Annotated in this window: 24 protein-coding genes; 22 read left to right on the top strand and 2 right to left on the bottom strand. The window is 54.1% G+C overall.

The features are described 5' to 3' along the window. The 6 genes from ACEQU8_RS09635 to ACEQU8_RS09660 all read left to right on the top strand — a co-directional run. On the top strand, positions 1-300 hold a 300-nt coding region (locus tag ACEQU8_RS09635), incomplete at its 5' end, for a ribonuclease HII (RefSeq protein ID WP_370263211.1). Then, the gene (locus ACEQU8_RS09640) at positions 297-1136 is read left to right on the top strand and encodes a TrmH family RNA methyltransferase (RefSeq protein ID WP_370263212.1); all 840 of its coding nucleotides are present in this window, start codon (positions 297-299) and stop codon (positions 1134-1136) included. The genes ACEQU8_RS09635 and ACEQU8_RS09640, both read left to right, overlap by 4 nt. Positions 1137-1174: 38 nt before the next feature. Continuing rightward, positions 1175-2884, top strand: coding sequence for a deoxyribodipyrimidine photo-lyase/cryptochrome family protein (locus ACEQU8_RS09645; protein ID WP_370263213.1), 1710 nt, complete (start codon positions 1175-1177; stop codon positions 2882-2884). A gap of 108 nt (positions 2885-2992) precedes the next feature. Next, the gene (locus ACEQU8_RS09650; RefSeq protein WP_370263215.1) at positions 2993-3499 is read left to right on the top strand and encodes a PAAR domain-containing protein; all 507 of its coding nucleotides are present in this window, start codon (positions 2993-2995) and stop codon (positions 3497-3499) included. After that, entirely contained in the window at positions 3496-4578 is a 1083-nt protein-coding gene (locus ACEQU8_RS09655) for a DUF2515 family protein (RefSeq protein ID WP_370263216.1), read from the top strand. The genes ACEQU8_RS09650 and ACEQU8_RS09655 overlap by 4 nt, the downstream gene beginning before the upstream one ends. Positions 4579-4640: 62 nt before the next feature. Beyond that, positions 4641-5198 (top strand): hypothetical protein, encoded by a 558-nt coding sequence (locus tag ACEQU8_RS09660; RefSeq protein ID WP_370263217.1) that lies wholly within the window; start codon positions 4641-4643, stop codon positions 5196-5198. Here ACEQU8_RS09660 and ACEQU8_RS09665 read toward each other — a convergent pair. After that, the gene (locus ACEQU8_RS09665; protein WP_370263219.1) at positions 5110-5946 is read right to left on the bottom strand and encodes a pyruvate, water dikinase regulatory protein; all 837 of its coding nucleotides are present in this window, start codon (positions 5944-5946) and stop codon (positions 5110-5112) included. The genes ACEQU8_RS09660 and ACEQU8_RS09665 overlap by 89 nt on opposite strands. Positions 5947-6081: 135 nt before the next feature. Here ACEQU8_RS09665 and ppsA point away from each other — a divergent pair, with 135 nt between their 5' ends. From ppsA to ACEQU8_RS09680, 3 genes are all read left to right on the top strand, one after another. Further along, the gene (ppsA, locus tag ACEQU8_RS09670; RefSeq protein WP_370263220.1) at positions 6082-8493 is read left to right on the top strand and encodes a phosphoenolpyruvate synthase; all 2412 of its coding nucleotides are present in this window, start codon (positions 6082-6084) and stop codon (positions 8491-8493) included. Further along, positions 8490-8903, top strand: a complete 414-nt coding sequence (locus ACEQU8_RS09675; protein ID WP_370263221.1) for an NfeD family protein — start codon at positions 8490-8492, stop codon at positions 8901-8903. Before ppsA ends, ACEQU8_RS09675 begins: the two co-directional genes overlap by 4 nt. Before the next feature lie 89 nt (positions 8904-8992). Next, positions 8993-9898 (top strand): SPFH domain-containing protein, encoded by a 906-nt coding sequence (locus ACEQU8_RS09680; protein WP_370263223.1) that lies wholly within the window; start codon positions 8993-8995, stop codon positions 9896-9898. A 6-nt stretch (positions 9899-9904) separates the two neighbouring features. Here ACEQU8_RS09680 and smpB read toward each other — a convergent pair whose 3' ends face one another. Next, positions 9905-10534, bottom strand: coding sequence for an SsrA-binding protein SmpB (gene smpB / locus ACEQU8_RS09685; RefSeq protein WP_370263224.1), 630 nt, complete (start codon positions 10532-10534; stop codon positions 9905-9907). Here smpB and ACEQU8_RS09690 point away from each other — a divergent pair. The 13 genes from ACEQU8_RS09690 to ACEQU8_RS09750 all read left to right on the top strand — a co-directional run bounded on the left by ACEQU8_RS09690 (position 10524) and on the right by ACEQU8_RS09750 (position 23797). Further along, a complete protein-coding gene (locus ACEQU8_RS09690) occupies positions 10524-10973 on the top strand; it encodes a type II toxin-antitoxin system RatA family toxin (protein ID WP_370263225.1) in 450 nt (149 codons plus the stop codon). The genes smpB and ACEQU8_RS09690 overlap by 11 nt on opposite strands. Next, positions 10970-11305, top strand: a complete 336-nt coding sequence (locus tag ACEQU8_RS09695; RefSeq protein WP_370263227.1) for an RnfH family protein — start codon at positions 10970-10972, stop codon at positions 11303-11305. Before ACEQU8_RS09690 ends, ACEQU8_RS09695 begins: the two co-directional genes overlap by 4 nt. Positions 11306-11415: 110 nt before the next feature. Further along, the gene (guaB, locus tag ACEQU8_RS09700; RefSeq protein ID WP_370263229.1) at positions 11416-12876 is read left to right on the top strand and encodes an IMP dehydrogenase; all 1461 of its coding nucleotides are present in this window, start codon (positions 11416-11418) and stop codon (positions 12874-12876) included. A gap of 22 nt (positions 12877-12898) precedes the next feature. Continuing rightward, positions 12899-13882, top strand: coding sequence for a GAF domain-containing protein (locus tag ACEQU8_RS09705; protein ID WP_370263230.1), 984 nt, complete (start codon positions 12899-12901; stop codon positions 13880-13882). A gap of 44 nt (positions 13883-13926) precedes the next feature. After that, positions 13927-15549, top strand: coding sequence for a glutamine-hydrolyzing GMP synthase (guaA, locus tag ACEQU8_RS09710; RefSeq protein WP_370263232.1), 1623 nt, complete (start codon positions 13927-13929; stop codon positions 15547-15549). Between the two features lie 169 nt (positions 15550-15718). Continuing rightward, positions 15719-16489, top strand: coding sequence for an ABC transporter ATP-binding protein (locus ACEQU8_RS09715; protein WP_370263233.1), 771 nt, complete (start codon positions 15719-15721; stop codon positions 16487-16489). Between the two features lies 1 nt (position 16490). Further along, positions 16491-17201, top strand: a complete 711-nt coding sequence (locus tag ACEQU8_RS09720) for an ABC transporter ATP-binding protein (protein WP_370263234.1) — start codon at positions 16491-16493, stop codon at positions 17199-17201. Positions 17202-17250: 49 nt separating this feature from the next. Next, positions 17251-18459 carry an ABC transporter substrate-binding protein gene (locus tag ACEQU8_RS09725; RefSeq protein ID WP_370263236.1) on the top strand — a complete coding sequence of 403 codons (1209 nt, stop codon included), beginning with the start codon at positions 17251-17253 and terminating at the stop codon, positions 18457-18459. Positions 18460-18528: 69 nt separating this feature from the next. Then, positions 18529-19413 (top strand): branched-chain amino acid ABC transporter permease, encoded by an 885-nt coding sequence (locus ACEQU8_RS09730; RefSeq protein WP_370263237.1) that lies wholly within the window; start codon positions 18529-18531, stop codon positions 19411-19413. Position 19414: 1 nt separating this feature from the next. After that, on the top strand, positions 19415-20416 hold the full coding sequence (locus ACEQU8_RS09735) for a branched-chain amino acid ABC transporter permease (protein ID WP_370263239.1): 1002 nt from the start codon (positions 19415-19417) through the stop codon (positions 20414-20416). 21 nt (positions 20417-20437) lie between these two features. Continuing rightward, on the top strand, positions 20438-21217 hold the full coding sequence (locus ACEQU8_RS09740; RefSeq protein WP_370263240.1) for a nucleoside deaminase: 780 nt from the start codon (positions 20438-20440) through the stop codon (positions 21215-21217). Further along, a complete protein-coding gene (locus ACEQU8_RS09745; protein WP_370263241.1) occupies positions 21214-22161 on the top strand; it encodes an LD-carboxypeptidase in 948 nt (315 codons plus the stop codon). Before ACEQU8_RS09740 ends, ACEQU8_RS09745 begins: the two co-directional genes overlap by 4 nt. Positions 22162-22198: 37 nt before the next feature. Further along, complete coding sequence (locus tag ACEQU8_RS09750; RefSeq protein WP_370263243.1) at positions 22199-23797, top strand: ABC-F family ATPase; 1599 nt, start codon at positions 22199-22201, stop codon at positions 23795-23797. Positions 23798-24032 lie beyond the last annotated feature (235 nt).

Genomic DNA, 24032 nt, shown 5'->3' on the forward strand with positions numbered 1-24032 from the left:
GTGGTGGTGGATGGCAACAAGTTGCCGAACTGGGCTTACCGCAGCGTGGCGGTTGTAAAGGGCGACAGCAAAGTGCCAGCTGTGTCGGCGGGTTCTATTTTGGCCAAAGTATGGCGAGATCAATGGTGCCAGGCGCAGGCCAAGGTTTATCCGCAATACGAGTTGCATCTTCACATGGGCTATCCCACGGCCCGGCACATGGACTTGTTGCGGCAGCATGGCGCAAGCGAATTGCATCGACGCTCCTTTGCGCCAGTGCGCGAGGTGCTGGGCTCTGCTCAACAAGGCTTGTTTGAATGAAGCTTCACCAAGCCACCTACAGCCGCATCGACTCCCCCGCCAACGAGCGCGTGAAGCAGCTGGCCAAAATGGTTGGCAACACCAATGCGCTCAGAGCACAAGGCCTGGCGTGCGCCGAAGGCCTGCATTTGTGTACTGAATTGTTTAAGCACTTGCCGCGGCATTTAAGGGAGGTGTGGATACCGGAGCCATTACTAAACCATGCAGAGTGGCTTGCACTTCACCCCCTTGAATGTGCCGTAAACACGCGCTTTGTGGTGGTCCCCCCAGCGGTTTACAAAAAAATGAGCAGCCTAAGCTCACCCACCGGACCTTTGGTGGTGTTTGCCCCCCCAGAGGATCTTTGTGCCCCAAATCTAGAAAATAACCTTTTGGTTCTGGATGGCATACAAGACCCCGGCAATGTGGGCGTTGTGCTGCGCAATGCCGCTGCCGCTGGCATACAACAGGTGGCCTACAGCGCACAGTCGGCTTGGGTGTGGGGCGATAAAACCTTGCGTGCGGGCATGGGGGCCCAATTTGCATTGCGATTTTGCAAAGAAAGCACTGTGCTGGATGCACTGCAAAGTGCTCACACACCGCCCCCAATACGCTCCACCTGCCTGAGTGACAGAAGCGAATCCCTTTACCAACTGGATTTGACGACCCCCGGGGTGTGGGTGTTTGGTAGCGAAGGGCAGGGCGTGAGCCAAGCCTGGTTGCAGCGCGCCACTGTGCACGTGCGCATCCCTCAAAGCAATGCGGTTGAAAGCCTCAACGTGGCCAGCAGCAGCGCTGTCTGCCTTTTTGAGCAACGCAGGCAGTGCCTTCAGGGCTCTACAAAGCAAGCAAAGTAATATACACTGGGTTAATACACAGTATTTTGTTTTTTGGCATGCTTGCTTTGCATTTGGTTTGGTTTAAAAAAGACCTGCGCGTGAGCGACCACGCGCCGTTGGTGCACGCCATCGAAAACGCCAAGCAGCAGGGTGGGGCTGTGGCCTTGTTGTATGCGCTAGAGCCCAAGCTACTGGCACAGCCAGACACCGCAGCCCAACATTTTGAATTTGCCAAGGAATGCCTGCTGCAATTGGCCCAGAGTGTTCCAGACACTGTGCCTTTTTTACTTGTCAAAGGCGCCGCGCTAGAGGCCTTCATCGGACTGGCGCATCATTGCTCTGGCGGCTTGTCTTTGTATAGCCACGAAGAAACAGGCAACTGGGCCAGTTTTGATCGCGATAAAACCGTAAAGCGTTGGGTCGAGCAACATCCCCATGTGCGGTGGCATGAGTTTCCCAACAATGGCGTGGTGCGACGGCTTTGTAACCGCAACGAATGGGGCAAGCTGTGGTTGTCCACCATGAGCAAACCTGCCTTGCAATGCCCCAACTGGCGCGGTTTGCCCCTGCTTGCACAACATGAGGTTCAACACCATGCGCAAGATTGGCTGACCCAACACGGGCTGCCGTGCGTTACGCTCAATGGGCTGGGGTCTCAAGCCACGGCTGCTTCCTGGCCCGCCTGGGCCAACGCCGAGGCCTTTGGCCTGGCCGACCCGCGGGATAAAGCTCGCAGGCAAAAAGGTGGCCGCAAGCAGGCCATGGCATTCATGCACGAGTTCTTCACCGCGCGCGGCAAACATTACCGTTTCGAAATGTCCAGCCCATTGTCGGCGCCGTCGGCTTGTTCCCGTCTATCCCCTTACCTGGCTTACGGTGTGTTGTCGGTTCGAGAGGTCTTGAATGCGCTGGCGCGGGCCCGCGCAAATCTTGATCATTTGCAACTCGATGCGGCAGATCAAAAATCATGGCGTCAGTCTTTGAAATCATTTGAGTCTCGCCTGCATTGGCACTGCCACTTTATTCAAAAGCTGGAAAGTGAACCCGAGCTGGAACATCGCGCAGCCCATCGAGGTTTAGACACCATGCGAAACGCGGGCCCCTTGAATGCCACCGAAAGGGCGCGTTTACACGCTTGGCACGCGGGCCAAACGGGGTTCCCCATGGTGGACGCATGCATGCGCATGTTAAAAGCCACTGGCTGGGTTAATTTTCGGATGCGAGCCATGCTCGTGGCCTTTGCAAGCTATCAATTGTGGCTAGATTGGCGCCACACTGCGCCTTTGTTGGCCAGGGAATTTTTAGATTACGAGCCTGGCATTCATTACCCGCAATTTCAAATGCAGTCGGGCGTGACTGGCATCAACACCCTGCGCATTTACAATCCGGTCAAGCAAGCCCTTGATCACGATCCTGAGGGGCACTTTATTCGCCAGTGGGTACCCGAATTAAAAAACCTGCCCACAGAATGGATTGCTCAGCCGTGGGCCACACCCACCTTGCTGCAGCAAGAGTTCGATGTGGTAATTGGGCGTGATTACCCTCATCCTATTGTTGATCCTCATACAGCCATATCCCAAGCCCGCGCGAACATCACGGAATTTCGCCACCGCGAAGGCTTCGCAGAGGAGGCACGCCGTGTTTACAACAAGCATGGCTCACGTAACCCCAATCGAAATGGCGTAAAGGCCCGAGGCAAAGCAAAAGCAAAAAGCACAGCCATTGACGCAGAAACTGAAAGCTCGGTTCAACAAAGCTTGTTTTAACCCGCGTACACCATTGGGGTAACCCAACATGGTCACTCGTTTTTGCTGACCGCTGGTGCGTGATAGCGTTTTCGATTATTTTGCCAATCGGAACCCAACAGGCCTTTGATGATTCGCAAGGGAGACACCACAAGTCTCGGTGGCACGGTGCTTGAGGGTTTTGCAAATTACACGGTCGATGGGGTGCCCGTGGCTGGCATGGGGCATCAGGTGGCCTGCCCAAAATGCAAGGGCATTTACCCAATTGTTCAGGGCAATCCCATCCACACGGTCAATCAGGTGCCTCTTGCTTATGAGGGCATGAAAACAGCCTGTGGTGCAACCCTCATTGCCTCCCAAACCCGCATGTCACACAGCGCCCCCTCTACGGGGCCGTCAGAGCAAGCCAACCCCCATATCCCATTCAACCCGCTGCGCAAACAAACCGAAGACCGGGTGGTTCAATTTCAAATTCGCGACCCGCACAGCAAAGAGCTTCAAAAGGGTGTGGTCTATGTCATCGAGTTGTCAGATGGGGGCAAGGTTTCGGGATTTTCCAATGCTCAGGGGCTAACCAAACCCTTAAAGGTAAATGCGACCGTCCAGGCAAAATTGATGGTGCTCAATAATCCATGAGCCGCTGCTTTTACACCCACGGGGTGGATTTTTTACCCCTGCACACGAGCCGGCAGCCGCTTGGGGAATGCCACAGCTACCTTACGGAGCGCCATGGCGAACCCAAGCTCATTGCTGAGGTTGAAGTATTAACCTGCAGCTGCCTTTGGCGGGTGTATCAAAAAGAGGCTCAAGCGCTTATTGCCCCGGGGGAGCAATGGATGGTCGACCCGGTTGCCCGCAATCGCAAAATTAATTCAGCTTATGCGGCGTTGTGGCGCTATGACAAACGCTTTGAGTGGGCGGGCTTGGCGGCGTTTGCCTCCAAACAAGTGGGGTGCGGCATGTTGCACGCGGCCCAAGGCATACAGACCATCAATGAGCGGCAGCGCAAGCTGGGCGATATTTCACGCCGACCGCTACCGCCAAGCGGCCGAGTCGCTGTGGATGCCGCCCAGGCAGCCCTTGAGGCCACAGAGCAATCCATTCAGTTTGTTCATGAGGCCTTGGCCTTGGGCAACAGCGCCTTGTTCCTTGATATTTACCCTCTTCACATGTTTTATGCCAAACGGGGGCTGGATGAGCTAAAAAAATGTATTAAAGCCAGGCAAAGGATTTATGCAAACCCAGAGCACCCGGTGGTGTGGCCTGTGCAGGATAAGGTGACGTTTGGAATTGACCATCCAGAAATTATTCCTGCCTTTGAGGCGATTGAGCGAGGGGATATTTTTGACGGTGTTGGTTTACTGGCTCGTCACGAGCAGCAGAATATCTTGCAGCCTGTAATTTATGACGATTGGCGAATGCGCAGCCTATTGCAGGGCAACCAAGGCGCCAGTGCACTGGCCCACGTCACTGGCATTTCTACTGGGCTTGAGCAGCCGGTACAACTCACCCTAGCCAATCAGTGTGGTCCCATTCATGATGGGCGCAGCATTGAATTCAGCAAGAATGCTTTTGCTGACTTGGCCAACCTGGATGAACGCATGGCCTTTGTGATGCGTGCAGCCAGGCAGTTTCATCAACTCTTGCGAAGCCCCGAGCGGGGAGCCATTGAGAAAGAGATTTTGCAAATTGCAGAAGGGCACCCGGTGCGATGATAGGCCATTTAAAAGCATTTCGATGGATGAAGTCGCACCTCACCGCAACCCTGCTGTGCGCTTTGGTATTGGCCCTGGGCATCGCGAGGGCCACCGATCTGCTCACCCCAGCCAAAGAGATTGCGCTCATCATCGGCGAGCCTTGGAAAGACATGCAGGCTCGCTCCAGCGCGAAGATCGCAGATGATATCCCGAACGAAATTTGGTACCGCATGCCCAAAGAGCTGGCCTACCTGCGTTTCGCCGACAGAAGGTATGGGTTTGTGACACCACCAGCCAAATTTTTCACTGTGTCTTTCGATGAAAATGCAAAAATTCGATCCGCAAGAATGTCCCCACAAACCGAACCCCTTCCGCTGGACGAGGCGTTAAAGGTGGTGCTCGATCTTCAGGAGCAGTGGCGCCGAGGCGGGTGGGTTCTTGCGGATGCCGAGGGCTATCCCCCTTATGCAGATACAGCATGGTGGCGCGAGCAGATTCTTGCTTGCGTGGGTATTTGGTCACCATTTCCATGGGGCGTTATCGCGGCAACTAATAAATTGGCGAACCCAGGTTCAACTGCTGCAGTATGGTGGTTGAAATCTCTTCAATCGATTTGCTGGTCGAACTTAGCCAGCTAATGCCCTCGCGGCGCATCATGAACTCGGCCGCCTTTACCTCCTGCCGACAGTTTTCCAAAGAAGCGTATTTGCTGCCGGGTCGACGCTCATTGCGAATTTCGCTCAAACGCTCTGGCGAAATTGACAAGCCAAAGATTTTGTTTTTAAAAGGAGGAAGCGCTTCGGGCAGTTCTCCACGCTCAAAATCCTCGGGAATCAAAGGATAATTGGCGGCTTTTACGCCGTACTGCATGGCCAGGTAAAGGCTCGTTGGTGTTTTACCAGAACGTGACACCCCCACCAAAATCACATCGGCTGCAGCCAAGTCTTTGCTGGTTTGCCCGTCATCGTGTGCCAAAGTGTAATTAATGGCCTCAATGCGGTTTTTATATTGTTCGTTGTCTGAAATGGTGTGCGAACGGCCAATGCGATGAGTGCTTTTTACGCCAAGCACGTTTTCTAAAGGCTCGACGAAAGTTAGAAACAGGTCCATAAACTCCCCGTTCGCCTGTTTCACCACGTCGTTGATGACGGTGTTTACCAAGGTGCTGAAAACAATCGGTTTTTCCCCGTCGTACGCGGCAATGTCGTTAATTTTTTGGCGGGCCGAAATCGCCTTCACCTCTGAGTCAATGAAGGGGATTCGGATTTGCTTGAATTTAATCCCCTCAAACTGGGACAGCACAGAGTGCCCAAGGGTTTCGGCGGTGATGCCTGTGCCATCGGACACAAACACCACGGTGCGTTCCCGGCGGACATTTTCTGACATGAGTGATTCTCCAGTGCGCCAATGGCAAAAAGGCGGGTTACAGTTACAATCATAGAAAAAAAACAGGGGGAATAGTCAATGGATGTGCTGCCCACGCATGGCATTCGCTATTTCTTTTGATCTACAAGGTGAACCATGGCAACTACCCAAGGAGTTAGCGAAACAGCGCTTGTCATCCCATTCGAAAAGCTTCGCATGGACGATGTCGAGATTGTTGGCGGTAAAAACTCGTCTCTGGGGGAAATGATCTCCCAACTGGCGGAAACAGGCGTGCGCGTGCCCGGTGGCTTTGCCACCACGGCCCATGCGTTTCGTGAGTTTTTAAAGGCCAGCAACCTGGTCGAACGCATCAATGCCAAGCTGGATGCGCTCAATGTAGACGACGTGCGGGCGCTAACCCAAGCCGGTGCAGAAATTCGCCAGTGGGTTATGGACGCCCCGTTGCCCGCAGACCTGGAAAAAGAAATTCGCGAGTACTACGCGGCCATGATGGCGCAGAGCGGCGGTGAAATTTCCGTGGCGGTGCGTTCATCGGCCACCGCAGAAGACCTTCCAGATGCCTCCTTCGCTGGTCAGCAAGAGACCTTCCTGAATGTGAACGGGATCGAGGATGTTCTTGAAAAAATCAAGGAAGTGTTTGCCTCTCTATACAACGACCGGGCCATTTCTTACCGCGTGCACAAAGGCTTTGCGCATGCCGATGTGGCTCTAAGCGCGGGCATTCAGCGCATGGTGCGCTCCGACGTGGGAGCAGCCGGTGTGATGTTCACTTTGGACACTGAAAGCGGCTTTGATCAAGTGGTATTCATCACGTCCAGTTATGGCCTTGGAGAAACCGTGGTGCAGGGTGCTGTGAACCCCGACGAGTTTTACGTGTTCAAGCCCAAGTTGGAAGAAGGTAAGTACCCTATTATCCGCAGGCAAATTGGCTCCAAGCTCATCAAGATGGAGTTTGACCTGCACAAGGAAAGCGGCAAAAGCGTTCGCACTGTGGATGTTCCTGCCGAGTTGCGCAACCGCTACTCCTTAACCGACGACGACGTGATTCAGTTGGCCAAATACGCCATGATCATCGAGAAGCACTACGGGCGCCCCATGGACATTGAGTGGGGCAAAGACGGCAACGATGGCAAGCTGTACATTCTTCAGGCACGTCCTGAGACCGTTAACAGTCAGAAAGGCAGCGATGTACAACTGCGTTACAAACTCAAGGGCAACTCTGCAATTTTGAGCTCGGGGCGCGCCATCGGTCAAAAAATTGGAGCGGGCTCGGTGCGGGTCATTAACGATGCCTCGGAAATGGACCGCGTTCAAAACGGAGATATTTTGGTGACGGACATGACCGACCCCAACTGGGAGCCGGTGATGAAACGCGCCGCCGCCATTGTGACCAACCGGGGTGGCCGCACTTGCCACGCCGCCATTATTGCGCGCGAACTGGGCATTCCAGCCGTGGTGGGGTGTGGCGACGCCACCGACAAGCTTTCTGAAGGCATGTTGGTGACTGTGAGCTGCTCTGAAGGCGACACTGGCTACATTTATGAGGGCTTGCTGGAAACCGAGGTGACCGAGGTCAAGCGTGGCACGCTGCCCGAAATCCCGGTAAAAATCATGATGAACGTGGGTAACCCGCAATTGGCTTTTGAGTTTTGTCAGTTACCCAACAAAGGTGTGGGCCTGGCCCGTTTGGAATTCATCATCAACAATGCAATTGGCATTCACCCGAAGGCCATTCTGGACTATCCCAATGTGGATCCCGACCTGAAAAAGGCCGTTGAAAGTGTGGCGCGCGGGCATGCCAGCCCGGTGGCCTTCTTTGTAGACAAATTGGCCGAGGGCGTTGCCACCATCGCAGCGGCGTTTTATCCAAAGCCGGTCATCGTGCGAATGTCTGATTTCAAATCCAATGAGTACCGCAAGCTCATCGGTGGCAGCCGTTACGAACCCGAAGAAGAGAACCCCATGCTCGGCTTCCGGGGAGCGGCGCGATACATTTCGGAGGAATTCGCCGAGTGCTTCGAAATGGAATGCCTGGCGCTAAAGCGCGTGCGTGAGCAAATGGGCCTGGACAATGTGCAAATCATGATTCCATTTGTGCGCACCTTGAACCAAGCCGCCCGGGTGGTCGATCTGTTGGCCCGCAACGGCCTGAAGCGCGGCGAAAACGGCTTAAAGCTCATCATGATGTGCGAGGTGCCCTCGAATGCCGTGCTGGCCGACCAGTTCCTTGAGTATTTTGACGGTTTCTCGGTGGGCTCCAATGACCTCACCCAACTTACCCTGGGCCTAGACCGTGACTCTGGGCTGGAACTCTTGGCCGCTGATTTCGACGAGCGTGACCCAGCAGTGCGGGCGTTGTTGAGCAAGGCGATTGAAGCGTGCAAGGCCAAGGGCAAGTACGTGGGCATTTGCGGACAGGGGCCTTCCGACCACCCGGATTTTGCGCTGTGGCTGGCCGGGGAGGGCATTGAGTCCATCTCCCTGAACCCAGACACCGTGGTTGATACCTGGCAGAAGCTGGCAGACCGGGCGGCCAAGAAACAATGAGCACGATGTCGCTGTGGCTGGTGTTGGCGGGCGTTCTTTTGATCGCCGAGATCACCACGGGCACATTTTATTTGCTCATGGTCTCCCTGGGCGCGGGGGTGGGTGCTTTGTTGGCCCACCTTGGCTTTGGCCTCGAACTTCAAATTGGGGCCGCAGCCCTGTTTGCAGTGTTGGGCAGCCTGGCCCTGCAAAAATCCCGCAAAGGCAGGTCTTCTGCGGCTCATGCAAAACACGATGTACTGGACATTGGCAACTCCGTTGAGATCAAACAATGGGATTCCAACGGAAGAACCCAAGTGCTGTACAGGGGTGCCAATTGGGCCGCTGAAAGCGTTGATTCAGCGCCCACGCCCGGGCTTCACGAGATTGTTGCCGTGCAAGGCAACACCCTTCGATTAAAACGAAGTTGAACCAGCCTGTGTTTTTAGAATCCAAAGCAGGCGTGCTTTAGGCAAGCGCATTTGCAATAGCCAATGTTTGGCGCATCGGAGAATGATTCATGGAAGTGTCTATTGTCATATTGGTGCTGGCCATTGTTTTTGTCAGCCAGGCCTTGCGGATTGTTCCTCAGCAAAGCGCTTGGGTGGTCGAGCGATTGGGGCGTTACGATCGAACACTTTCGGCTGGTCTTAACTTTTTGGTGCCCTTCATTGAGCGAGTGGCCTACAAACATTCCCTCAAAGAAATCCCGCTGGACGTGCCAAGCCAGGTCTGCATTACGCGCGACAACACACAGCTGCAGGTCGATGGCATTTTGTATTTTCAGGTCACAGACGCCATGAAGGCGAGCTACGGTTCGAGTGACTACATCAGCGCAGTGACCCAACTGGCTCAGACCACACTGCGCTCAGTGATTGGCAAAATGGAACTCGACAAAACCTTTGAAGAGCGCGATTTGATTAACGCCACCATTGTGAATGCGCTGGATGAGGCCGCGCTGAACTGGGGCGTCAAGGTGCTGCGCTATGAGATCAAAGACCTCACGCCACCCCGCGAAATTCTTCAGGCGATGCAGGCGCAAATCACCGCCGAGCGCGAGAAGCGTGCCCTAATTGCAGCCTCTGAGGGCCGCAAGCAAGAACAGATCAACATCGCCAACGGTGAGCGAGAGTCTGCCATTGCACGATCTGAGGGTGACCGAATTGCCGCCATTAACCGAGCCCAGGGTGAGGCAGGAGCCATTAAAGAGATTGCGGAAGCCACCGCTGAGGCGGTGCGCAAGGTGGCTGGTGCTGTACAGGAGCCCGGCGGTTTGGAGGCTGTTAACCTGAAAGTGGCAGAGCAATACATTGAGGCCTTTGCTGGGGTGGCCAAACAAGGCAACACCCTGATTTTGCCGGCAGACCTTTCGAACATGGGTGCCATGGTTGCCACAGCGATGCAGGTGGTTAAGCAGGGCAAGTAAGACCTTTTAGGTGCGGTGCACTTTCATCAGCCTTTCTTGCTCGCGCTTCCAGTCTTTGTCTTTCAGAGAGTCACGCTTGTCGTGCAGCTTTTTGCCTTTGGCCAAGGCCATGTCGAGTTTGATGCGGCCGTTTTTGTAATGCATGTTCAAGGGCACCAAGGCGTACCCCTTTTGCTCCACCTTGCCAATCAGGCGGTTAATTTGGGCGCGCTTTAGCAACAATTTTCGGGTGCGCGTGTTGATTGGACGCACGTGGGTGGAGGCACTGTTCAGTGGTGCAATGTGGGCATTCAGTAGCCAAATTTCTCCATTCTTGACAATGATGTGGCTTTCTTTGATTTGCACACGACCGTCGCGAATGGCCTTCACCTCCCAACCTTCCAGCACGAGGCCTGCCTCAAAGGTTTCTTCAATGAAGTAATCAAAAGTTGCTTTTTTGTTTTGAATAATGCTCATGTGCCTGCGATGGTGCTTTGGTGCTATGGGTTTGGCGCCGCCATTAAAGAAGAGGGGCAGAAAAACCGTTAAAATGGAGAGTTTAATCGCTTCCATGGCTTGTTTCAAAGCGGGGGAAGGAAAGCTGGCCACATTGATTGCGGCGCAGCGCAAGGGCATCAACGGCAGCATGGCGACCATCGAAAAGTCAGTTTTGGTTCATTTTTCAGCGCAACAAATGTTTGATTTGGTGCGCAACGTGGCCGATTACCCAAAATTTTTACCGTGGTGCGGTGCGGGCAGTGTGGAGTCCCATGGACCAGACATTGACAAAGCCACTGTTGAAATCGTGTTTAAGGGTTTTAGACAGTCGTTTTGTACGCTCAACCAAATCATACCTGCGCAGGCCATTCACATGACCTTGGTGGAAGGGCCCTTCGATCACCTGCAAGGGCATTGGGCTTTTCAGGCGCTTACCCCCGATGCTTGCAAAGTGAGTTTTGTACTCGATTACGAATTTTCCAGCAAAGTGCTTGAGCAGTTGGTGGGGCCTGTGTTTCAGAGCGTTGCCAACACGGTGGTTGACAGTTTTATTCGGCGTGCAGAAGCCATGCACGCCTCCAGTGCGGGTTTGAATTGATTATTTACCTCATCCGCATGCTGCCCGAAGACGGAGGTATTTTGAATCGGATGCCTCAGCCGCTCGACGTGCAAACAGGCTGCACAGTGGGGCAGGCCTTGAATAGGCTGGGTTACAGCCCGGAAGACATTCAGTGTTTATTTGACAAGCGATCCGTGGCCGTGTTTGGTCACACAGCCGCCGCTGATACCACACTGCACCCCGGTGATCGCATTGAGTTGCTCGACGCCTTGCGCTTTGACCCCAAAGAAAGCCGCCGTCGACGAGCTGCCCACAAAGCCGGCTCGCAGCAGGGAAAAACAGCCCGGCGCAGCGGCAAGGCTCGCACCTAGCTTGAATTGGCGGGCAACAAAAACGGTGATTCCCGCCCAATTCTGTTTGTGATACAAATCAATACAGCCAGCAATCTTATATAATTCGCTTTTGCGCAAGGAGAATTTGCATGCGTGTCACGCAGAAAGCGTTAACGTTCGATGATGTATTGCTGGTTCCTGCGTTCTCAGACGTTCTTCCCAAAGACACCACACTGTCCACCCAGCTGACCCGCAATATCCGCCTGAATATTCCTCTGGTGTCTGCAGCCATGGACACTGTGACTGAGGCGCGGTTGGCCATTGCTATGGCCCAGGAGGGCGGCATTGGCATCGTTCACAAAAACCTGACCGCTGCCCAGCAAGCTGCAGAGGTGTCAAAGGTGAAACGCCATGAATCTGGCGTGCTTCGCGACCCGATCACCATCGAACCCGAATTTACCGTGCGCCAGGTGATCGCCATCACCCAGCAGCACAAAATCAGTGGGTTCCCCGTGGTCAAAAACGGCAAGGTGGTCGGTATTGTGACCAACCGCGACCTTCGCTTTGAAACCAATCTGGATCAGCCTGTTGCAAACATCATGACCCCCCGTGACCGCTTGGTCACAGTGTCTGAAGATGACAGTCTGGAAGAAGCCAAGCAGTTGATGCACAAGCATCGCCTGGAACGGGTGCTGGTAATGGGCAGCAACCATGAGTTGCTGGGGCTAATCACTGTTAAAGACATTCAAAAAGCCACCGAACATCCTTACGCGTGCAAAGACGAGCATGGCAAACTCCGCGTGGGCGCCGCCGTGGGCGTGGGGGCTGGCACCGAAGATCGTGTTGAAAAGCTCGTTGCCGCAGGGGTTGACGTAATTGTTGTGGACACCGCCCATGGGCACAGCAAAGGCGTTTTGGACCGTGTGCGCTGGGTTAAGCAAAACTTCCCCAAGGTGGAAGTCATCGGTGGAAACATCGCAACTGGCGAAGCTGCCCGTGCCTTGGTAGAAGCAGGCGCCGATGGCGTCAAAGTGGGCATTGGGCCCGGATCCATTTGCACCACTCGAATTGTGGCAGGTGTTGGCGTGCCGCAAATTACGGCCATTGCCAATGTGGCCAAGGCTTTGCAGGGCACTGGTGTGCCTCTGATCGCCGATGGTGGTATTCGTTACTCTGGCGACATTTCCAAGGCATTGGCAGCTGGGGCCAGCAGCGTCATGATGGGCGGCATGTTTGCCGGCACCGAGGAGGCGCCTGGCGAGGTCATTTTGTTCCAAGGCAGAAGTTACAAGGCATACCGTGGCATGGGCTCTTTGGGCGCCATGACCCAAGGCTCTGCAGACCGCTATTTTCAAGACCCAGCCAACAATGCAGACAAGCTCGTGCCCGAGGGCATCGAGGGCCGAGTGCCATACAAAGGCTCTGTGTTGGCCATCATTTTCCAGTTGGTGGGTGGTGTTCGTTCTTCGATGGGTTATGTGGGCTGTCGCTCAATTGACGAAATGCACACCAAGGCCGAGTTTGTTGAAATTTCTTCTGCGGGCATCCGTGAGTCGCATGTACACGATGTTCAAATCACCAAAGAAGCACCCAACTATCACGTGGATTGAAGGCAATCCCAAGGTGGCATAAATGATCGCACCGGCAAAGCCGCACAATGAGGCCGAAAGAACCCAGGTTCTGCAAGACCTGGGCTTGATCTACTCGCCCTCGGAGCCGCGCTTCGATCGCATTACCCGGCTGGCGATGCGCCATTTCGACGTGTCGGCCTGCCTGGTGTCGCTGGTTTACAAAGAAATCCAGTGGTTCAAATCGGTTCAGGGGCTAAACGCCTGCTCTACAGACCGCGAATTGTCTTTCTGCGGCCATGCCATTTTGCACAACGAGACCATGGTGGTCGAAAACGCGTTGCTTGACCCGCGATTCATGGACAACCCTTTGGTGCTGGATGCCCCCAGGCTGCGCTTTTACGCTGGTCAGCCATTAAAAGATCCTTTTGGTGTGGTGCTGGGCACTTTGTGCATTATGGACGGTGCTCCCAGGGCATTTTCTCAGGAAGATCGTCAAGACCTGCAAGATTTCGCTCGACTTGTTGAAATCGAAATCGCCAAAAACCATGAAGAATCGGTGGTGTCCCGGTTTATTGGCGGGCTCAGTGAAAGCCAGCGTGTGCTGCTGATCGACCCTGTAGTGGGTTCCTGGAATCGCCGCGGTTTTGAAGCGCTGGTCGACAAAGAACTTGAATTTGCAAAAGGGCAAGGCGAACCCTTGGCTTTGTTGAAAGTGACTTTGCAATCTTACGATGCCGTGTTGGCTCGTTTTGGCCAAGAAAGAATGGTGGACTTCAGCAAGTTCACGGCGGGCTTGATCCGCGACACATTGCCAGAATCCGCCAGCCTTGGTTCTTGGGGGCCACAAGCTTTTGTGGCTGTACTGCCGCATGTTGAAAAGTCAGCTCTCGACCGGGTTGCTGAACAACTGAAAAAAAATTTCCAAACCTACGCTTTGCACAGCCACGGCGCACAAACTTTCGTGGATGTGGATGTGGCTTGTGTTGCTTTTGATAAAGACGCTTTGCCTGCAAGTTCTGCTGCGGCCCTCGACGCTCTGAAATAAGCGAGCCTGTTTGGATCAGCCTTTCAAATCATCTTCTTTTTGTCATGACTCATCAAAAAATTCTGGTCCTTGATTTTGGATCACAAGTGACCCAACTGATCGCGCGCCGTGTTCGTGAGAGTGGTGTGTTTTGCGAAATTTTGCCCTGCGATGTGGAGCCACAGCGAATTAAAGACTACGGTGCCAGTGGCATTATTTTGTCGGGCAGCCACCAGTCGGCCTACGAAGAAAGCACCGACAAAGCACCCGCCTTGGTGTTTGAACTGGGCATTCCTGTGCTTGGCATTTGCTATGGCATGCAAACCATGGCGCAGCAATTGGGCGGCAAAGTAGAGGCGGGTACGGTTCGGGAGTTTGGGCACGCTCAAATTCGCGCCCATGGCCACACCAAGCTGCTAGATGGCCTGCAAGACGAAACCAATGCGCAGGGGCATGGCCTTCTCAATGTTTGGATGAGCCACGGCGACAAAGTGACTCAACTGCCGCCGGGCTTCAAGTTAATGGCCTCCACACCTTCCTGCCCAATTGCAGGCATGGCAGACGAGGATCGCCGTTTTTATGCGGTGCAGTTCCACCCCGAAGTAACGCATACGCAGCAAGGAAAAGCCATATTGGCCCGTTTTGTACGCGATATTTGCGGATGCAAGGGCGATTGGTCCATGCCAAGCTTTGTGGAAGAAGCCGTTGCCAAAATTCGCGAGCAGGTGGGTGCGGATGAGGTTATTTTGGGCTTGTCGGGCGGGGTTGATTCCTCCGTTGCGGCTGCGCTAATTCACAAGGCCATTGGCGATCAACTGACCTGCGTGTTTGTGGATCACGGCTTGCTGCGTCACAAAGAAGGCGAGCAAGTGATGCAAACCTTCGCAAAGCACCTCGGTGTGCGCGTGGTGCATGTGAATGCCACCGAGGAGTTCATGGGGCAGCTCAAAGGCGTCACCGACCCCGAGGCAAAACGTAAAATCATTGGGAAGGCTTTTGTAGATGTGTTTCAGCGTGAAGCCGGCCAACGTCAAAATGCCAAATGGCTGGCGCAAGGCACCATTTACCCGGATGTGATCGAGTCTGCGGGCGCAAAAACCGGCAAAGCAACCAATATCAAAAGCCATCACAACGTTGGTGGGCTACCAGACACTTTGAATTTAAAGCTGCTGGAGCCGTTGCGCGACCTGTTCAAAGACGAAGTGCGTAAACTGGGTGTGGAGCTTGGGTTGGACCCCGAAATGGTTTATCGCCATCCGTTCCCAGGCCCTGGTTTGGGGGTGCGCATTTTGGGCGAGGTCAAAGCCGAATATGCGGAAATTCTTCAATTGGCCGATGCGGTGTTTATCGAAGAACTCCGCAACACACAAGCCACTGCCCAAGACGCAGCAGCAGGTTTGTGCAAAGCCGAGGAGGTGGGCAAAAGTTGGTACGACCTCACCAGCCAAGCCTTTGCCGTGTTTTTGCCCGTAAAGTCGGTGGGTGTGATGGGCGATGGCCGCACCTACGAATACGTGGTGGCCATTCGTGCGGTGCAAACCCAAGATTTCATGACCGCGCATTGGGCGCATCTGCCTTACAGCTTGCTGGGCCGGGTGTCTAACCGCATCATCAACGAGGTGCGGGGGGTAAACCGGGTGGTGTACGACGTGTCGGGCAAGCCGCCTGCAACCATTGAGTGGGAATAAACTCTGACCCCAGGCCGAGTCCACCGGTGGATTAGAACCCCATATCAAGCCCGCCCAATGGCGGGCTTTTTAATTGTGCAAAAGTGTTACTGAGGTTTGCCCTAATACAAACAAGGCCCCCGGCCATGCCACTATCAATCCACAAATAAAAAAGCAACATGGAGACGCCATGGTGGATGTGGTTTTGGAGACACGAAACCTGACCAAGGAATTCAAAGGTTTCACAGCGGTAAATGACGTTAATTTAAAGGTTCAGCGTGGGCATATTCATGCGTTAATCGGTCCCAACGGAGCGGGAAAGACCACCTGCTTCAATTTGCTCACCAAGTTTTTAACGCCTACATCGGGCAAGATATTGTTTAACGGCAAAGACATCACGTCGGCCAAGCCCGCGCAAATTGCGCGCAAGGGCATCATTCGATCGTTTCAGATTTCTGCGGTATTTCCCCACCTGACCGTGCTTGAAAATGTGCGCGTCGGTCTTCAACGCAGCATGCACAACTCATTTCATTTCTGGGCCAGCGAGAAAAAACTCAATGTGTTGAACGACCGTGCGATGGCCCTGCTGGCCGAAGTTGACCTGGCAGAATTTGCAGATGCCATGACGGTGGATTTGCCTTATGGCCGAAAACGCGCTCTTGAAATTGCCACCACCCTCGGCATGGAGCCCGAGTTGATGCTGCTGGACGAGCCCACGCAGGGCATGGGCCATGAGGATGTCGAGCGTGTTACGCAGCTGATCAAAAAAGTCTCCAAGGGCCGCACCATTCTGATGGTGGAGCACAACATGAATGTGGTGGCCACCATTTGCGACAAAATCTCGGTGCTGCAGCAAGGGGCGGTGCTGGCTGAGGGCAGCTACGATGAAGTGTCTAACAACGCGCAAGTGAAAGAGGCCTACATGGGCAGCAGCACCACAGTGCTGGAAGGAGCGCACTAATATGGGTACGCCAGTGCTTGAGATTCATGGCCTGAACGCCTGGTACGGCGAATCGCATATTCTTCACAACATGGAATTGACAGTGAAGCAGGGCGAGGTGGTGACCTTGCTTGGTCGCAATGGCGCAGGGCGAACCAGTACCCTACGTGCCATCATGGGTTTGACTGGAAACCGCACTGGCTCGATCAAGATCAATGGAGTCGAGTCGATTCATTTGCCCACACACAAAATTGCACACCTCGGTGTGGGCTACTGCCCAGAGGAGCGAGGTATTTTTTCCTCATTGTCAGCACAAGAAAACTTGATGCTGCCCCCTTTTGTTTCCAAGACAGACCGAGGGATGAGCGTGGACGAAATTTATGCCATGTTCCCCAACCTGGCTGAGCGCAAAAACAGCCAAGGCACCCGGTTGTCGGGTGGTGAGCAGCAGATGCTGGCCGTGGCCAGGATTCTGCGCACGGGTGCGCGTTTGCTGTTGCTCGATGAAATCTCTGAAGGTCTTGCACCTGTGATCGTGCAGGCCCTGGCCAGCATGATCACCACGCTGAAATCCAAGGGTTACACCATTGTCATGGTGGAGCAAAACTTTCGGTTTGCGGCCCCCTTGGCCGATCGGTTTTATGTGGTCGAACATGGCTGTGTGGTGGAGCAGTTTGCCGCCACAGACCTTGACGAAAAAATGCCGGTGCTGCATTCGCTGCTCGGCGTATAAAACCAGGCCCCCAAGGGGGCTTGACAATCCAAAAGCAAAGGAGAAAAGGATGAAGCTCAAACCCATCACGCAAGGACTGTTTGCTGCGTTTGCCATGACCTGTGGCGGGCTGGCCAGCGCGCAGTACTCTGGCGACACCATCAAAATTGGCATGATCACCGACATGTCGGGCTTGTACGCCGACATCGATGGCCCCGGCGGCGTTGAGGCCGTGAAAATGGCCATTGCAGATTTCGGTGGCACCTTGAACGGCAAAAAAATCGAGTTCGTATTTGCTGACCACCAAAACAAGGCGGATATTGCAGCCAGCAAGGCCCGCGAGTGGTTTGACGTCGATGGTGTGGACATGTTGATTTCCGGCACCAACTCAGGCACAGCACTGGCCATGGCCAAGGTCGCAGACGAGAAGAAAAAGCCCAATTTTGTGATTGGCGCGGGCACAGCACGAATCACCAACGAGGAATGTAACCCCTACAGCATTCACTACGCCTACGACACGGTGGCCATGGCCAAAGGTACTGGCTCGGCTGTGGTTAAGCAGGGGGGTAAAAACTGGTATTTCTTAACCGCAGACTACGCCTTTGGTACCTCGCTTGAAACCGACACATCAACAGTGGTGAAGGCCAATGGTGGCACAGTGAAAGGATCTATTCGTCACCCGCTTTCGGCTTCGGATTTTTCTTCCTTTATGCTGCAAGCCCAAGCATCGGGCGCCCAAATTTTGGGTTTGGCCAACGCTGGAGGCGATACGGTGAACTCCATCAAAGCAGCCAATGAGTTTGGCGTGACCAGCACCATGAAATTGGCCGGGCTGTTGATGTTCATCAACGATGTACATGCGTTGGGGCTAAACCAAACCAAGGGCATGTACCTCACCGACAGTTGGTATTGGGATCAAAATGATGAGTCCCGCAAGTGGTCGCAGCGCTTTTTCGACAAAATGAAAAAAATGCCCAGCAGCCTTCAAGCCGCAGATTACTCCGCCACGCTGCAGTACCTGAACGCTGTGAAGGCCGCTGGAACCGACGACGGGCCCAAAGTGATGGAGGCGCTTCGCAAGCAAAAGGTCAACGACATGTACGCCAAAAACGGTTATTACCGAGCCGACGGCAGCATGATTCACGACATGTTCTTGATGCAGGTGAAAGACCCCAAAGAGTCCAAAAAGCCCTGGGACTACCTGAAGGTGGTGCAAGCCATTCCCGGCGAGCAAGCTTTTACAACCAAGGCCGAAACCAAATGCGCCCTGTGGAAGTGATGCGTTTATAGCAACCTGTTCAGCACCCTGGTCAGTGGCACTGGGGTGCATCCTTGAATTTGGACACTCATGGAAATTTTCGGAATTCCACATCAGGCTTTTTTGGGCCAGCTTTTGTTGGGCTTGGTGAACGGCTCCTTCTACGCCATGCTTTCACTGGGGCTGGCCGTGATTTTTGGCCTGCTCAATGTGATTAATTTTGCCCATGGTGCCTTGTACATGATGGGCGCCTTCCTGGCCTGGATGGGCATGGCGTATTTCAACCTGAATTACTGGGTGATGCTGTTGCTGGCCCCGGTGCTGGTGGGGTTGTTTGGCATGGTGATTGAACGCACCATGCTGCGCTGGCTTTACAAACTGGATCACTTGTATGGTCTGCTGTTGACCTTTGGCATTACCTTGATGATTGAAGGGTTGTTCAGGTCTTTTTACGGCGTGTCGGGTCAACCTTACTCTGTGCCTGCGCAATTGGCAGGCGCAACCAATCTGGGTTTCATGGTGCTGCCCAATTACCGAGCGTGGGTGGTCGTGGCATCGCTCACGGTGTGTTTTGCCACTTGGCTGATGATTGAAAAAACCAAGCTCGGTGCGTATTTGCGAGCAGGCACTGAAAACCCACGCCTGGTTGAGGCCTTTGGCATCAATGTACCTTTAATGGTGACCTTGACTTACGGCTTTGGGGTGGCTTTGGCTGCGTTTGCAGGTGTGCTGGCGGCGCCGGTTATACAAATTTCTCCGCTCATGGGCTCGCATCTCATTATTACGGTATTTGCCGTGGTGGTCATTGGAGGCATGGGCTCCATTTTGGGAGCCATCGTGACTGGTCTTACCTTGGGTGTGGTTGAAGGTTTTACCCGGGTGTTCTACCCCGAATTATCGGCCACGGTGGTCTTTATCATCATGGCCATTGTGTTGATGATTCGCCCAGCCGGGCTGTTTGGTCGTGAGAAATAAAATGGGAAACATCACCTTGCTGAACAATAAAACCCTGGCTGCTTTTGCATTGGCTTTGGCATTGGCCGCACCTTTTTACATGTATCCGGTGCTGCTGATGAAGCTGCTTTGTTTTGCCTTATTCGCCTGCGCATTCAATTTGCTGATTGGTTACACGGGGCTGTTGTCGTTTGGGCACGCAGCATTTTTGGGAGGCGCAGGCTACATCACAGGCTATGCGCTGCGTGACATGGGACTGCCCTTTGAAGTGGGCATATTGCTTGGCACTGCGTTTGCCGCTGCGGTGGGCTTTGTGATGGGTGCTTTGGCCATCAGAAGGCAGGGGATTTATTTCACCATGATCACCTTGGCTTTGGCGCAAATGTTGTATTTCATCTTTCTTCAGGCCCCATTCACGGGGGGTGAAGATGGCTTGCAAGGCATACCCCGAGGTACCCTGTTCGGTGTGGTCGATTTGAGTGACGATCTGGCCCTGTACTTTGTTGTACTCACCATTTGCGTGGCGGGGTTCGCGTTGATTGTGCGCGTGGTGCACTCCCCCTTTGGTCAAGTGCTCAAAGCCATCAAAGAAAACGAGCCTCGTGCCATCTCGTTGGGTTACGACGTCGACAAATACAAACTTCTGGCATTTGTGCTGTCGGCGGCTTTGTCTGGCCTGGCTGGTGCCACCAAGGCTTCTGTGCTGGGGTTCGAAACCCTCACCGATGTTCACTGGAGCATGTCTGGCTTGGTGGTTTTAATGACCTTGGTGGGTGGCATGGGCACATTGGCAGGTCCTATTGTGGGCGCCATTGTGATTATTGCCTTGGAAAACCGCTTGGGCGAGATAGGCATTTGGCTGGCCTCGGTCACGAACATCATGTGGTTCCGCTCGCTTGGAGAGCAGGTCACCATCGTGACCGGGTTTATTTTCATCGTGGTGGTGCTGGCCTTTCGCCGCGGCATTGTGGGTGAAATTCAAGCCTGGCAGCAGCGCAGACAGGCCCGTTTGAAGAATGCCTGAATTTGTGCGAAGCTGCGCGTCATGAACGCGCCAGCCCATAAATTCAAGGTATACGCCTACACTCCCAACGCAGAAGATGCGCACTGGATGGAGGTCGCTTTGCAGGAAGCGGCTGCTGGTGCCGCTCAGGGGGAAGTGCCGATTGGCGCGGTGCTGGTGCACGAGGGGCGAGAATTGGCGCGGACTCACAATGCGCCAATTGCCCAAAACAATGCCTGCGCCCATGCAGAAATATTGGCCATTCAGTCCGCATGCAAAGCCTTGGGTAACTATCGCTTGGGCGCAAAGGCCACGCTGTATGTCACCCTGCAGCCTTGCCTGATGTGTTTGGGAGCAATTGCCCACGCCAGAATAGGGCGTGTGGTTCTTGGCAGCGCTCAATCCCGCTTCAACTCAAATTTGGAAGATGCGCTGCACTTGTTGTCACAGTCGGAGGCCTTGCATCCTTGCTCCTTTGAATGGGGCTGCATGGCTGAAGAATCTGAAATGCTTTTGAAAACTTTTTTTAAAAGCAGGCGTACAAGTCGCTTGCAAGCGATAACTGCACTCAAAAAGCTTTCTGACATGCCCAATGTCAATAAAAACACCCTGCAAGTGTTGCGGTCGGTATCTATTAGTGAACCCTCGCATTTGTTGGCTCGTCTTGAAACCGAGGAGCAGGCAACGCAATTATGTGCTGACATTAAAGCGCTCGCAGAGAACGCACAGGCTCAAGGCGACGCACAGCAGGCGGCCATACTGGCCAGTTTGTGCGATTATTTGCAGGGTGAGCCCGTACGTTCCTGGAAAGCCTACCTTTGAAACCCTATTCACAAGTTGTGTTGTTTTCGCCAAGCGGTGCCTTGGTCGATGAAAGTGCGTTGGACAGAGCCGCCATTTGCCTGGAATCGCTGGGCTGGCAGGTGCAAGAACATGCGGCATGTCGCGCGCGCGAACAACGATTTGCGGGCACCGAACCACAACGCATAAAAACCATCCATGAGGTGTTTGCCACGCCAACGCAGTCACTGTTGATGGCAAGCCGCGGCGGCTACGGGCTAAGCCGTTTGTTGCCAAGCCTTGATTTCGAAGAGCTGGCAAATATGCTCAATCAGAATGGGCACTTGCTGTGCGGGCACAGCGATTTAACCGCCTTGCAGTTGCCGCTATTGGCGGCTGGTGCGCAGCCGTCCTCCTTGCTTCACGGTCCCATGGCGTGTTTTGATTTTGGACCACAGCCAGGGGTCAATGTGGACACCCTTGAGCATTTCAACAGGGCGTTGGCAGAAAGTCGAGTGGAGGTGAGTTGGCAGGTCGACGGATGGCCAGACTGGCAGGGCTTTTGGCACGGGGCTTTGCCCATCGAGGGGGCAGCCTGGGGTGGCAACCTGGCCATGATTTGCAGCTTGCTAGGCACGCCCTGGCAAGCCGAACTGGCCGGCGGTATTTTGATTCTTGAGGACATCAACGAGCCGCCATACCGCATTGAGCGCATGCTTCTACAACTACATCAGGCCGGGGTATTGGGGCGTCAGCGCGCCATTGTGCTTGGCCAGTTTTGTGAGCCAGCTCCGGGGCCTCATGATTCGGGTTATGGTCTACACAGCGTCATCGATTTTGTTCAGTCATTGGTGGACATCCCGGTGATTCCCAACTTTCCCTTTGGCCACTGCACGCCCAAGGCCTGCTGGTTCCAGGGCATGGAGAGCATTTTACAAAGCACCGGGGCAGGGGGCTTCGTGTTTCAGCAAAGCGGGGATGTATAATCCCCCCTTTAAAAATCTCTTTGAAATTCCGAGGCTTATGCTCACTGCAGCAAACATCACCATTCAGTTTGGTGCAAAACCCCTGTTTGAAAACATCAATGCCAAGTTTGGCGACGGCAACCGCTATGGCCTGATTGGTGCCAATGGTTGCGGCAAATCCACCCTCATGAAAATTCTGGGTGGCGACCTGGAACCCTCGCATGGCACCGTGGTGCTTGACCCCAATATTCGATTGGGCAAATTGAACCAAAACCAGTTTGCCTTTGAGGAGCACCGCGTGCTTGATGTGGTCATGATGGGCCACAAAGAAATGTGGGAGGCCATGACCGAGCGAGACGCCTTGTACGCCAACCCGGAGGCCACCGACGAAGATTACATGCGTGCGGCGGAGCTGGAAGCCGTGTACGCCGAATACGGCGGCTATGAAGCTGAGGCCAGGGCAGGGGAATTGTTGCTGGGCGCTGGCATTCCCCTTGAGCAGCACAGTGGTCTCATGAGTGAAATCGCCCCAGGCTGGAAGCTGCGGGTGTTGTTGGCGCAAGCGCTGTTTTCCAAACCGGATGTTTTGCTGCTAGACGAACCCACCAACAACCTTGATATCAACACCATCGCCTGGCTTGAAAATGTGCTGAACCAGTACGACAGCACCATGATCATCATTAGCCACGACCGACACTTTTTGAACCAGGTGTGCACCCACATGGCAGACCTGGATTACGGTACTTTGCAGGTTGTGCCCGGCAACTACGACGATTACATGCTGGCTGCAGCACAAGCCCGCGAGCGAGCCATGGCGGCCAATGCGCGCGCCAAAGAGCGAATTTCAGATTTGCAAGATTTCGTTCGGCGCTTTGCAGCCAACAAATCCAAGGCCAGACAGGCAACATCTCGCCAAAAACAGATAGAAAAAATCAAAGCCGATACGGTTGAAATCAAGCCATCATCGCGTCAAAACCCGTTCATTCGCTTCGAACAAAAGAAGAAAATGCACCGCCTTGCCGTGGAGCTTGAAGGCGTTAGCCACAGCTACGATGACAACGCCGTTATACGCAACTTCTCGGTGATGGTGGAGGCTGGCGAAAAAGTGGGCATTGTGGGTGGGAACGGAACAGGCAAAACCACCTTGCTGAAATTGCTTGCGGGGGTGATGCGACCCACGCGCGGCGAAGTGAAATGGTCTGAAAATGCGAACTTGGGTTACATGGCGCAGGATGTCAGCGACGAGTTTGACCAAGCGCTGAACCTTCGCGAATGGACCGAACGCTACGCCCAAGAGGGAGACGATGACCAGGCCATTCGTGGCATTTTGGGTCGATTGCTGTTTAGCAATGACGAAATCGGCAAGCAAGTCAAAGTGTGTTCCGGTGGTGAAAAAAACAGGCTCGTGTTTGGTCGGCTGATGCTGGGCCGTCACAACGTGCTGCTGTTGGACGAACCAACCAACCACCTGGACATGGAATCGATTGAAAGCCTGCAAATGGCACTGGAAAAATTTGAGGGCACAGTGTTTGTGGTGTCGCACGACCGTGAGTTTGTATCAGGCATTGCCACACGCATTTTTGACATGCAAGAAACTGGCATCACCGATTACAAGGGCACTTACGAGGAGTATCGAGCGAGCCTTGGGCTGCAGTGATGCGTGCGTCGGTCTGTTTGACTCGCTTGCTCTTTGAAGCCAGCAGGTCCATGCCCCGTTTAGCGGTGTCGCTTGCGCCCTGAAGCAAGCAGGACCATGCCCCTTTGCGACGGCCAATCTGTTGATCCCTCCCTGAGCCTCGCCTGAACTGAGGCCCGCCCTCCAAAACAGAGGTCGGGTCGGGCCTCTGCCCCCTTGGGGGGCACCGTTCATTCTTGGCACGGTCGGGCAGATT

It is taken from the genome of Limnobacter sp. (genome assembly GCF_964228395.1).
Taxonomy (GTDB): domain Bacteria; phylum Pseudomonadota; class Gammaproteobacteria; order Burkholderiales; family Burkholderiaceae_B; genus Limnobacter.